The 12111-nt window shown below is 45.2% G+C and carries 9 protein-coding genes; 4 read left to right on the top strand and 5 right to left on the bottom strand.

What is annotated here, in order from left to right; all coding sequences use genetic code 11:
- Nucleotides 1–111: 111 nt before the first annotated feature.
- The 3 genes from ppx to ASV53_RS09550 are packed head-to-tail and all read right to left on the bottom strand — an operon-like array spanning nt 112 to nt 4296.
- Nucleotides 112–1635 carry an exopolyphosphatase gene (gene ppx, locus ASV53_RS09560; protein WP_094956932.1) on the bottom strand — a complete coding sequence of 508 codons (1524 nt, stop codon included), beginning with the start codon at nt 1633–1635 and terminating at the stop codon, nt 112–114.
- On the bottom strand, nt 1604–3730 hold the full coding sequence (ppk1, locus tag ASV53_RS09555; protein WP_275657094.1) for a polyphosphate kinase 1: 2127 nt from the start codon (nt 3728–3730) through the stop codon (nt 1604–1606). Before ppk1 ends, ppx begins: the two co-directional genes overlap by 32 nt.
- A gap of 50 nt (nt 3731–3780) precedes the next feature.
- Nucleotides 3781–4296: a glycine cleavage system transcriptional repressor gene (locus ASV53_RS09550; protein ID WP_094956931.1), complete on the bottom strand. Its 516-nt coding sequence runs from the start codon at nt 4294–4296 to the stop codon at nt 3781–3783.
- Nucleotides 4297–4615: 319 nt separating this feature from the next.
- Here ASV53_RS09550 and ASV53_RS09545 point away from each other — a divergent pair, with 319 nt between their 5' ends.
- The 4 genes from ASV53_RS09545 to phoU are packed head-to-tail and all read left to right on the top strand — an operon-like array spanning nt 4616 to nt 10114.
- Nucleotides 4616–6892 carry an ABC transporter permease subunit gene (locus tag ASV53_RS09545; RefSeq protein ID WP_094956930.1) on the top strand — a complete coding sequence of 759 codons (2277 nt, stop codon included), beginning with the start codon at nt 4616–4618 and terminating at the stop codon, nt 6890–6892.
- Between the two features lie 28 nt (nt 6893–6920).
- Nucleotides 6921–8558, top strand: a complete 1638-nt coding sequence (gene pstA, locus ASV53_RS09540; protein WP_094956929.1) for a phosphate ABC transporter permease PstA — start codon at nt 6921–6923, stop codon at nt 8556–8558.
- Between the two features lie 10 nt (nt 8559–8568).
- Nucleotides 8569–9387 carry a phosphate ABC transporter ATP-binding protein PstB gene (gene pstB / locus ASV53_RS09535; RefSeq protein WP_094956928.1) on the top strand — a complete coding sequence of 273 codons (819 nt, stop codon included), beginning with the start codon at nt 8569–8571 and terminating at the stop codon, nt 9385–9387.
- 10 nt (nt 9388–9397) lie between these two features.
- A complete protein-coding gene (gene phoU / locus ASV53_RS09530) occupies nt 9398–10114 on the top strand; it encodes a phosphate signaling complex protein PhoU (RefSeq protein WP_094956927.1) in 717 nt (238 codons plus the stop codon).
- On the opposite strand, the gene ASV53_RS09525 is transcribed toward phoU, so the two are convergent.
- Together ASV53_RS09525 and ASV53_RS09520 are read right to left on the bottom strand one after the other, a co-directional pair.
- Nucleotides 10107–11045: a LysR family transcriptional regulator gene (locus ASV53_RS09525; protein ID WP_094956926.1), complete on the bottom strand. Its 939-nt coding sequence runs from the start codon at nt 11043–11045 to the stop codon at nt 10107–10109. The genes phoU and ASV53_RS09525 overlap by 8 nt on opposite strands.
- 263 nt (nt 11046–11308) lie before the next feature.
- Nucleotides 11309–12034, bottom strand: coding sequence for a YadA C-terminal domain-containing protein (locus ASV53_RS09520; RefSeq protein WP_239928766.1), 726 nt, complete (start codon nt 12032–12034; stop codon nt 11309–11311).
- Between the last annotated feature and the right edge of the window lie 77 nt (nt 12035–12111).

The raw sequence follows: 12111 nt of genomic DNA, 5'->3' as shown, positions 1-12111 counted from the left end.
CGAATGTATATAGATAACAACGCCAGCATGATGCTGGCGTTGTTATTTCTATTTCTATTTCTATTTCTGCGTTTGTTTAGGTTTACTTAGGTTAGGCTAGATTGGATTAGGTTAATCATCATCGTCAGTGAGCGGTGTGATCTCCAATTCCCAGCCGACTTTCGTCCAATATTCTTGTTCTTTATGTAAATCGGCAGCCAGCAGTTTATTGTCTTGCTCCCAACCGTCTTCGAATGTCAGGGTCCAAGCTTCTTTATTCGATGTCACCGACATTGTTGGGAGTGGAACATCGGTGCGCTGGCCGTTTAAGGCTACCGCAAGACGCAAGGTGCGGATTAACGGGTAAAGATGCTTGCGCTTATAAATGCTTAAGACTGGCATTTCTTCCAGTTTTAGCGACTTACGCTGAAAGCGCACTAAGGTAGCAAGTACTGTTTGTTGTTCTAGATTAAAGCCGGGCATCGTGCTGTGGCGCAGCAGGTAAGCGGAGTGTCGATGAAAGCCGGGATAGCTAATACTTAACCCCACTTCATGCAGCAATGCGCCCCAGCTAAGCAGTGGCTGCAATTCTGATTTTGCCAAACTAGGGTGAGCGTCAATTTGGCTGTAAATCGTTTCTGCTGTTTGTTTAACACGCTTCGCTTGAGCGGTGTCTATATTGTATTGCTGTGCCATCGCATCAGCGGTGCGGGTGCGAATATCACTATGACGAAAGCGTTCTTCCATCTCGTATAACAGGCCTTCACGCAACGCCCCGTCAGAGAAAATCATTTCATCAATATTCAGTGATTTGAACACCCCAGTTAAAATTGCGACCCCAGCGGCAAACACAGGTTTACGATCATCACTGAGCCCTTCAAGCTCAATATCATCGTTATGCTTGAATGACAGCAATTGTTCTTCTAACCATTGCAGTCGCTTAGCGGTGATAACGCCATCGGCATGGCCCTTAGCGATTAAGACCTCTCGAATAGCTTTGATCGTACCAGAAGAACCAATGGCGGTTTCCCAGCCTCGCGTTTGGTAATTGGTTGCAATGCTTTCAATCTTTTGTTGAGCAGCAAGTTGAGCGGCATTGAAGTTTTTGGCGCTGATTTTACCGTTATGAAAGTAGTGCTGGTTATAGCTGACGCACCCCATGTGTTTGCTGTAAGCCAATTGTGGGGTGAAGTTATCGCCTATGACTAATTCGGTACTACCGCCACCAATATCAACGACCAGTTTCTGGCCGCTATCGGGCTGGGTGTGCGCGACGCCGAGATAAATTAAGCGGGCTTCTTCGGTGCCGGGAATGATCTCTATGGGATAGGGGATAATGGTTTCGGCGCGTTTGAGAAAGATATGGACGTTACGTGCTTGGCGCAGGGTATAGGTTGCCGCAATGCGGACATTTTCAGGTTCGAACCCTTGTAGCCGTTCAGCAAACATGGCCAAGCAATTTAGGCCGCGTTGAATGGCGGCCTGATTTAAGTTTTGATGATCATCTAAGCCAGAAGCGAGGTGAACACGCTGTTTATGACGACTGATGATTTGCAAGCTTTGCCCGACGATCCGAGCAACGACCATGTGAAAGCTGTTCGAGCCAATATCAATGGCGGCAATTTCACGCGGTGACGAGTGGTTGAGTGCTGTCATGCTTGATTATCGCTTTTTCTGCTTGTTTTTTTAGTTGCCGCTCGCTGTATTTCACGTACTCGTAAATGGCCATCTGAGATCGAACCTTACGACGATTACCGCGAGCGACGTATTGATTACTCATGTCTTTATCAAGAATACGCGCTTTTACAGTATCAGTGAGTTGGATTTGGAGAATATCGATAATTTTTTTCTTCAATTTGGGATCGTAAATAGGGCAACCGACCTCAATGCGGTTATCAATATTACGTGTCATCCAATCGGCTGATGAAATGATCACATCGGGATCGCCATTGTTACCAAAAACAGCGACGCGAGGGTGCTCTAAGAAACGGTCGATAATGCTAATGGCGCGAATGTTTTCACTGATCCCTTCAATTCCTGGGACCAGCGTGCACATACCGCGCACAATTAAGTCAATCGAGACTCCTGCATTGCTGGCCTGATACAACATGTTAATGAGGCCTTTATCGACCAAATTATTGACCTTTAAAGTGATGCTTGCGGGCAGTTGCTGCTTAGCGTGGGCGATTTCACGATCGATTAAATCGTACAAGCGTGCACGGGAATTTTTAGGTGACACGATTAAGTGGTCAAATTCGATAGGGCGGTATGGATTTTCGATATAGGCGAAGGCTTGGCGAACTTCATTAGTGAGGTTTTCATCGCAAGTAAACAAAGAGAAGTCCGTATAAATACGGGCAGTTTTCTCGTGAAAGTTACCTGTGCCAAGGTGGGCGTAACGCACAAACTGATCACCTTCTTTGCGTGTAACTAAACACAATTTAGAGTGGATCTTGAGCCCCGGTACGCCAAATAAAACGTGTACGCCAGCCTCCCGTAGGCGACGCGCCCATTCGATATTGGCCTCTTCATCAAAACGCGCTTGAAGTTCGACCACCACAGTTACGCGTTTGCCGTTATTAGCAGCATCGATCATTGAATCTATTATTCGTGAGTTTTTGGCGACACGATAAATGTTAATTTTGATACTGATAACTTTTGGATCAAATGAGGCTTGGCGAACAAACTCCGTCATGTGACTAAAGGTATGGTACGGGTAGTGCAGCAAAATATCTTGGGCTTTTATCGCATCAAAGCTATTGCGAGACTGCGCGAAGTGGTAGCTCTCTATTGGCGGTAGAGGTTTGTTTTCTAAATACTTTCGCCCTACATTGGGAAAGCCGATAAAGTCTTTGAAGTTATGGTAACGGCCGCCAGGAATAATGCTGTCGAAGTTGGATACTTTGAGTAAGTCACTGAGCACATTGATCATTTCGCTGGGCATGTCGCGTTGATAAACAAAACGAACAGGCATCGCGGTTAAGCGTTGTTTTAAGCCTTCCGACATTTGTTCCAGCAAGCTTTGCTCTAGCTCTTGCCCTAAATCATATTCGGCATCGCGAGTCATTTTCATGGAGTACGCTGCGAGGCTTTCGTACTCAAATAAGCCACAAAAAATATCATCGAGGAAATAGCGAATGATGTTATCTAACAGGATCAGCGTTTTTCGGCGCTTACTTTTGGCTTCGGGTAATTCAATGAAGCGCGGTAATTGATCGGTCGGGATTTCGATCAAGGCGTAACGCGTTTTATCATGATGACGCATTTCAATGGTGAGGTAAGAGTATTCATCTTTTAAAAATTGTAATAAATCAATGTCATCAGTGATTAGGATTGGCGTGATATGGGGTAAGATGTGTTGGCGAAAATAGCGGCGTAGCCATGGTTTTTGGTGGTCATCTAGCTGTTGTTCGCTGACTAAAAAAATATGACGACGTGCCATTTCGAGCAAAAGTTCGCTGTAAAGTGCATCAAAATCTTGATTCATTTTGAGGGCACGGCTCTGAATTTTACTGAGCAGGTGTTTAGCACCATCATTGATGCCTTGCTCTTGAGTGATGAGAATACGGCGTTTGATATCAGCAAAGCGTACTTTGTAAAATTCATCGGTATTACTTGAGAAAATGCCCAAGAAACGCACCCTCTCTATCAAGGGAACTGATTTATCTGCGGCTTCTTGTAAAACACGTTCATTAAAAGAAAGCCAGCTCAGTTCTTTGTCGATATAGAGGGTGTCTGTGCTCATGGATATCCTATTCTTTATTGTTGCCAATAGTGCCTGTGGCTGGCAGTGAATACAGGCTAACTCGCAACAAGGCTTTCATCAAAATCGACAGTCAGATCATCGGCAAGGTTTTCCAGCTCTTGTTGCACGGTATCTAACTCAAGAGCAGGTGGCAGCTCTAAGTCGAAATGGGCCGTAAAAATAGGATAGCCCCAATTGGGCGCACTTTGCGTCTCTGTTTCTAATTTGTCGATATTGACGCCGAGTTGGCTCAGTAAGGTGGTGACATCTTTGACGATGCCGGGGCGATCATTGGCGGTAATACAGCAGTGGTGCAATTTTGTTGCTGGTTGGGTTTCGCTGTGCTCTTCAACAATGTGGATCTGAAGGGCATCGATTTTAGATAACGCTGAACGTAAAACGGCAACATGCTGTGAGGCCACTTCGATATGCAGGATACCCGCAAATTGTCCTGCCAGTTTACTCAGGCTGCTGCTCAACCAGTTACCATTATTGCTATAAACAGCATCAGACAGTTGTTCAACTAGGCCCGGACGATCTTTACCAATGACAGTAATAACTAAATGTTTCATACGAATATCCTTCTTCGATTAAAAAATGCACACGATCTCATTATCAGAGGCGAGTTAGGATCTGTCCAGAGTGGTGAAGAAAGACAGGGGAAAATATGCCCAAGGTCTAAATTTAAGTGTGTTGATGTATTTAAGTTTCAGCTAAGGGAATCAACATGCTGCTTGTAGTGTAAACATTGAATATTGCTGTTTTATGTCCGTTCAGTGGCATATAACATGCTGAAATAGACTGACTTTATGCATCTCAGATTGACTTGTCACATAATTGTCATCTAAAAGAAATAGTATTCTATTACGTAAAACTAGGTTAGAGGTAAAAATGGCAGACGCCAGCACATTGTTCATCGGAGAGAGCCGCAGCCGTCGATTAAAAGACAAGATGGTGCGCATGGGCGTGATCGCTGGTGGGATATCTGTGTTGCTGATGTTGGTATTGATCTTTTTCTACCTGCTGTATGTCATTTTACCGAGCTTTAAACCTGTCACTGTCGAGCCGCAAACATCGTTTGTGGTGCCAAGCCAAGATCAAACGTTGGCGGTCGGCATCGAAGAGCAGAACTTATTGGCCTATCGTTTTGGTAGCGCGGGTGAATTGCAGTTTGTTTCTTTGCAATCTGCATCATCAGGAGCTCTGTCTGATTTACCACCGCAAACCATTTCGATTGTTGCTCAGCCAACCGCTTTTGCTCGCTCATTACCGCGAGACCAACTATTTGCCTACGGCACCAATAAGGGGGGTGCTGTGGTGGTCATGCCGAATGTCAAAACGCATTTTATAGGTACGGATAAGCAGCAAGTGCCGAGTGTGGATTACCCACTTGGTGACACCGCATTACAGCTTGATCCTGACGGGCAAGCAATCCAGCAATTGGCATTGGCGGTCGAAGGGCAACAAGGAATGATTGTCGGAATAACAGATGATCAGCGTTTAGTCGGGTTACGGTTATCTGCTCCTCGCAATGCGTTACAAGAACATGGCACCCAATGGTCTGAGCAAGCCATTGATTTTTCATCTTTGCCTGCATATTTATCCAATCAGGTTCGTCGTATGGCACTGACACCTGATGGGCGTACGTTATACCTACAGCGCGAACGCCAACTTGCGGTGATTGCCATTGATAAAACAGCAGAAAAAAGTTACGCCCGTTTACGTGATGTGGTGACAGTGGCGCCTGAGTCCGCCACCATCACGGATGTGAGCTTGTTGTCGGGTGCTAATTCTTTGCTGATTACTACTGACAATAAGCATGTTTCTCAATGGTTTGAAGTGCTGAATGACGGTAAGTGGTCACTGACTCATATTCGTGATTTCCCATTATCTGACAGCCCTGTGATGCAGCTTGTGCCTGAACATTTTCGTAAAAGCTTTTTTACCTGGCAACAAGATGACACCTTGTCAGCATTTTATGCCACATCGCCTAATTCGGTGTTTCAGTCAACCAAAGTGGCGACGGCCTTTTCACCGGAATCTGCGGTAATGGCGATTTCCCCACGAGCCGATCGCTTGTTGGTGGTAGAAGGGGAGCGCTGGCAATTTTTTGATGTTGATAACCCGCACCCTGAAATGCGCCTTGCATCGCTGTGGCAAGAGGTGTGGTACGAAGGGTATCCAGAGCCTGACTATGTGTGGCAATCGACATCGGCAAGTGATGAGTTTGAACCGAAATTGAGTTTAGTGCCGATAGTTTTTGGGACATTAAAAGCGGCGTTATACGCAATGTTTTTTGCCATTCCATTGGCATTGGCTGGGGCGATTTATACGGCTTATTTCATGTCGTCGAAAATGCGCAGTATTGTGAAACCCACCGTTGAAATTATGGAAGCCTTGCCAACGGTTATTTTGGGTTTTTTGGCTGGTATTTGGTTAGCCCCAATCGTCGAGAATAACCTTGTTGGCATTATGCTGAGCATAGTGATGTTTCCCCTGATGATTTTTATGGTGGGGGCGATATGGTCAGCGCTGCCAGGACGGTGGGTTAATGGTTTGCCTAATGGCCTGCATATTATGTTACTCATGCCTGTTATTGTGCTAACTGTATATGGTTGTTTTGCTATTGGCCCTGTGGTTGAAAAGATTTGGTTTGCAGGTGATGCGCGGATTTTCTTAAGTAACGAGTTGGGTATTGGTTACGATCAACGTAACGCGCTGGTGGTCGGTATAGCGATGGGATTTGCGGTGATCCCGACAATTTTTTCAATAGCAGAAGATGCCATATTTTCTGTGCCAGGCCATTTGACCAGCGGCTCACTGGCACTCGGGGCGACGCAGTGGCAAACCTTAACTCGGGTGGTGTTGTTAACCGCAAGTCCAGGGATCTTCTCGGCGATTATGATGGGTTTTGGCCGTGCTGTTGGCGAAACGATGATAGTGCTAATGGCGACAGGTAATACACCCATTATGGATTGGAATGTGCTGGAGGGGTTGCGCACCTTATCCGCCACGATCGCGATTGAAATGCCAGAATCTGAAGTGGGTAGCTCGCATTATCGGGTGTTGTTCCTCGCAGCCTTTGTATTGTTTGTATTTACTTTTTTCTTTAACACTATTGCAGAGCTGGTTCGTCAGCGTTTGCGAGACAAATACAGTTCGTTATAACGTTAAGTAGAGCGACTAAAGAGTATGAATGGGTAAGTGGTTTAAATCAGGCTCGCCGTGGATTTGGTTAACGGCTGGCGCAGTCAGCCTAAGCTTGATTGCAGTATTAGGATTATTATTATTGATTGGTTGGAAGGGGCTTAGCTACTTCTGGCCTGCGCCTGTCTATCAGTTTGATATTAGTGTTGATGGTAAACCGCAAACAGTGATTGGCGAAGTCTACGAACGTAAGCTGATCCCACTCACCCAGCTGCAAGATGCAGGGATCGATACATCAGCAATGACAGACACGCATGAACCACGCTATCTGATTAAAGTCGGTAACCGTGAGCGTGTCGGTTTAGATTTTATGACCATTCTTGGTAGTCACATTAAGCAGCAAACTTTAGCGGATGATATTGCGGTTATCGATCGTGACCAAAATGGTAAGTTCTACGGTTACCCTGTTAGCTATATTGATGATGGAAAAGTATTGCCAATCAGTGAATTGGCGGCGGGACTCGTCCAAGCAGAAACTATTCGGCAAGAATTAGATCGCATTAAACAAGAAGAGTTTAGCCATATTAACTGGCAGCTTGAAAACTTACGGGTTGAAGAGCGTAAGTTAGTGCTCGCGAAAACCATGACAGAAGTGGAACAAGCACGAATAACTACTGAGCGTGATGCGCTAAACCAAGCGTATTTAGTGTTAGAGAAAAACTTGTTTGCGTTGCAGTCTCGCCTTGAAAGTGATGCCTTGGTTGTCCGTGATATGACGGGCGAAAATGTCACCTTACCAATTGAACAAGTGCTGGATGTTTGGTATCCCAATAACCTTAGTTATATGGGTAAGCTCGATCATTGGGGGCATCAAGTGGGTAAGTTTTTGCGTGACGATCCGCGTGAAGCGAATACCGAAGGGGGTGTTTTCCCCGCTATCTTCGGCACTGTCTTTATGGTGATGCTGATGAGCGTGATAGTAACGCCCTTAGGTGTGATGGCGGCGATTTATCTTCATGAATATGCAGGTAAAAATGCGTTAACTAAAATTATTCGTGTGGCGGTGATTAACCTCGCGGGTGTGCCATCGATTGTTTACGGTGTATTCGGCTTAGGTTTCTTTGTCTATATGGTTGGCGGCACCATTGATGATGTGTTTTTCTCTGCACAATTACCGGCACCAACATTTGGTACACCTGGCGTGTTGTGGTCAGCATTAACTTTGGCGATTTTGACCTTGCCAGTGGTGATTGTATCGACAGAGGAAGGCTTAGCCCGTATACCTAATTCGGTGCGTCACGGCTCGTTAGCCTTAGGTGCAACTCAGGCAGAAACCCTGTGGCGGATTGTATTACCTATGGCAAGCCCTGCTATTATGACGGGCTTAATTTTAGCGGTTGCCCGTGCTGCGGGTGAGGTTGCCCCCTTGATGTTAGTCGGGGTCGTGAAAATGGCACCGACATTGCCTATTGATGGCAATTTCCCTTATGTGCATTTAGATCGTAAGTTCATGCACCTCGGTTATCATATTTATGATGTGGGCTTTCAAAGTCCAAATGTTGAGGCGGCAAGGCCCTTGGTGTATGCCACCTCCTTTTTGTTGGTGACGGTGATCATTGGCCTTAACTTAACGGCGATTGGTATTCGTAATCACCTGCGTGAGAAATTCCGCTCTTTGGAACAATAGCGAGAGAGATATGTTGTCAGTAAATCCAAGCATGGGCTTATTTGAGCCACTCGATTTAGCCTCGTTACCTGAAGAGCAAACAGCGCTATCGATTGAAAACCTCGATTTATACTATGGCCAAACGCAGGCGCTATTTAATATCAATATGCGGATTGCCAAAGGGCAGGTAACATCCTTTATCGGCCCCTCAGGCTGCGGTAAATCAACCTTATTGCGCTGTATTAATCGGATGAATGAGCTGGTGGAAGGCTGCCGTGTTGACGGTAAAGTCATGCTTCATAAACACAATATTTATGATAGCCGCGTGGATGTAGCTTCGCTTCGCCGTCGTGTCGGCATGGTATTTCAACGGCCAAACCCGTTTCCAAAATCCATCTATGAAAATGTGATTTATGGGCTGCGTTTGCAAGGGATTAAAAATCGTCGCGTATTGGATGATGCGGTTGAAAATTCACTGCGTGGCGCAGCACTGTGGGATGAAGTGAAAGATCGCCTACACGAAAATGCCTTTGGCTTATCGGGTGGTCAGCAACAACGCTTAGTGATTGCTCGTGCGATTGCCATAGAGCCTGAAGTACTGTTATTGGATGAGCCAACCTCGGCACTGGATCCGATTTCGACTCTGACGATAGAAGAGCTGATTAACGATCTTAAAACTAAATACACAGTGATCATCGTTACGCACAATATGCAGCAGGCTGCGCGTGTTTCAGATCAAACCGCTTTCATGCACATGGGCGAGTTGGTGGAATACGCCAACACCAACGATATTTTTACAACGCCGAAAGAAAAACGTACCGAAGATTACATCACGGGACGCTACGGTTAAGGAGCAACAAATGTTAGATAATTTTAGCCTTGGCCGTCATATTTCAGGTCAATTCAATGCAGAGCTTGAGAGTATTCGTACCCATGTATTAGCTATGGGCGGCTTGGTTGAGCAGCAACTTGCAGATTCACTCAAGGCATTGCACAAGCAAGATGCGGAATTAGCTAAGCGCGTGATCCGAGATGATCACAAAGTGAATTCCATGGAAGTGGCGATTGATGAAGCCTGTACGCGTATTATTGCGAAACGTCAGCCAACGGCCAGTGATTTGCGTTTGGTGATCGCAATTATTAAAACCATTACCGATCTTGAACGTATCGGAGATGTTGCGGAAAGTATCGCGAAAGTGGCGCTTGAGAACTTCACTAACAAGCAGTACAACTTATTAGTATCACTTGAAGCCTTGGGGCAGCATGCGGTGCGTATGTTACACGAAGTGCTTGATGCGTTTGCACGTATGGATGTCAAAGCAGCGTTAAAGGTGTATCAAGATGATGACCGTATCGATCGTGAATACGAAGCCGTTGTGCGCCAGCTAATGACCTATATGATGGAAGATCCACGTTCAATTCCCAATGTTCTAAAAGTGATGTGGTCGGCGCGCTCGATTGAACGTGTGGGCGATCGTTGTCAGAACATTTGCGAATACATCATTTACTTTGTTAAAGGTAAAGATGTTCGTCATACCTCGCCAGAGGAAATCGAAGATATTTTGAAGCTTAGCTAGCTGCAGCACTATTACGTTGGGTTAGCAGTTCACTGACTAACCCCATTACCCATAATGTGAGTGGATCTTTGTTGTTCTTGTTTGGGTAAAAAGCCACGAGCTCGTATTGATTGGTGTAGTGTTCGAGTTTTACGGAAATCCTTCTGAAATCAGGGTGAGAATACGAAAATAGATCACTCACACATGGAAACAGCATGTCAGTTTTTTTAACGACTTCAAGTACGGTTTGTGCCGATGTAGAGCGAAAACAAATATTGGCGGTTAAGCCATAAAGCGCAAATATTTTTTCGACATCAGTCATTTGCTCTGTTCTATCTGGGATTATAAGACAGGCAAAACCATATTGTGTCGCTTCCTGTGGGGTAATAACTTGGCCACTAAAAGGGTGATCTTTCCGAATAAAAACCAGCGCTTCTCCCTTCATGAGTTCTTTTCTGACTAACTCTTTACTCGTATTTTCGATATCGTAATTGATGCCCAGTAGCGTTTCCCCTTGGTGAATATCCACTAATGTGGTTGTTGACCAGTTAATTATTTCAACCCGTAAGTTAGGCGCAGCTTGATGAATTTTTAAAAAAAGTTCACTACCAATAGACGCGAGAAATTGCGGGGCGAGTGCAATACGTATTTTTCCATCAAGATCTGCTGGGGTGAACTCTAGGGTCGTATTCAGTGCTTTGGAGAGGCTGTCCATTGCAGGCAATAAGTGATGATAAAGCTCTTCTGCGTAGGGTGTTGCGGTTAACCCCTGCTTGGTTTTGGTAAAAAGTTGATCATCAAAGTGATTTCGTAAGCGTTGCAGCGCATGACTAACGGCGGGTTGGGTGACAAATAGACGTTCAGCGGCCCTACGCAAGTTTTGCTCTTGAGCAATAATAATGAAAGTGCGCAGTAGGTTTAAATCTAAATTAGCAGACAGATCCTTTGCCATGTTTTCCTAGCCATTGTGGGGTGTTATTTCAAATTATCACAGTGGCTTGGGAATGCTAGCTTTATGATTTATGAGGGGACTTTCAAGCAAAAAAATCCCTATCCAGATAGAAACCAATAGGGATGAGAGTAACCAAAATGGCTAAGGATGTGTTGTGGGACTTAGAATAATAAATAAGCGCAATTAGTGGGCCCCCCTATTAGTTAAAATCTATTAGTTAAAACTGATTAGTGAAAACCAATTAATAGGAGGGCAGAATTGTATTATTTAAAGCGGTATTGAACACCTACACCGCCAGCGACATCAGAAGATGAATACTTGCCGCTGGTTTCGTAGTGGAAGGTGCCAGAAACACTTAACTGCGAGTTAATACCGTAAGCCCCACCCAGTGCTATTGCTTCTTTAGAGCCAGAAAAACCGACACCAGCGCCCATCGCAAATTCACCCGTTGCAACATAAGGGCGTGCATTTGTGACGGCATGTAAGCCTGCACGGATACCGTTCATTTGTTCATCGACTTCGCTAAAACGGCGGTTTGTTTCTTCGGCAAAATCGTTGAATGTCTTTTCTAAATTATCGATACGTACTGATTCATTTGATTTTGGTTGCACGCCGAATTCAGGGTCGATCTCTGGCTCGATTGGGTGAACGGGTGGTAATTCAATTGGATTTTCTGGTTGCCCTTCGATGGGTTGTGTTGGTTTTTCAACTTCAATTGGATGCTCTGGTGGGATCTCAATTGGGTTAGATGGCCCAGGCTGAATTGGATTCGTGGGTGCTTGCTCAATCGGATTGGTTGGCTTCATTGGTAAGTCTGGGTGTTCTGGTTGAACTTCAATTGGATTTGATGGTGTTGGTTCAATTGGGTTTACCGGACGTTCTACTTCGATTGGATTCGATGGAATCTGCTCGATAGGGTTTACTGGGCGCTCAATTTCAATTGGGTGTGAAGGTTCAGTCGCGATTGGCTGGCTAATACTTGCTGCCATTGCGGTGGTTGAAAATAGGGTGGCTAACGAGATAGCGATAACTGGTTTTTTCATCTTAGATACTCTCAATATAAATG

Source organism: Photobacterium sanguinicancri (genome assembly GCF_002265265.1).
Taxonomy (GTDB): Bacteria; Pseudomonadota; Gammaproteobacteria; order Enterobacterales; family Vibrionaceae; genus Photobacterium; species Photobacterium sanguinicancri.
This window is presented reverse-complemented; position numbering and strand designations above follow the sequence as displayed.

Coding starts and splice junctions, on each gene's coding strand:
- phoU (WP_094956927.1), top strand. CDS start 9,398: ATGTTAGATAATTTTAGCCTTGGCCGTCATATTTCAGGTCAATTCAAT.
- ASV53_RS09525 (WP_094956926.1), bottom strand. CDS start 11,045: ATGGCAAAGGATCTGTCTGCTAATTTAGATTTAAACCTACTGCGCACT.
- ASV53_RS09520 (WP_239928766.1), bottom strand. CDS start 12,034: ATGGCAGCAAGTATTAGCCAGCCAATCGCGACTGAACCTTCACACCCA.
- ASV53_RS09545 (WP_094956930.1), top strand. CDS start 4,616: ATGGCAGACGCCAGCACATTGTTCATCGGAGAGAGCCGCAGCCGTCGA.
- pstB (WP_094956928.1), top strand. CDS start 8,569: ATGTTGTCAGTAAATCCAAGCATGGGCTTATTTGAGCCACTCGATTTA.
- pstA (WP_094956929.1), top strand. CDS start 6,921: ATGGGTAAGTGGTTTAAATCAGGCTCGCCGTGGATTTGGTTAACGGCT.
- ASV53_RS09550 (WP_094956931.1), bottom strand. CDS start 4,296: ATGAAACATTTAGTTATTACTGTCATTGGTAAAGATCGTCCGGGCCTA.
- ppx (WP_094956932.1), bottom strand. CDS start 1,635: ATGACAGCACTCAACCACTCGTCACCGCGTGAAATTGCCGCCATTGAT.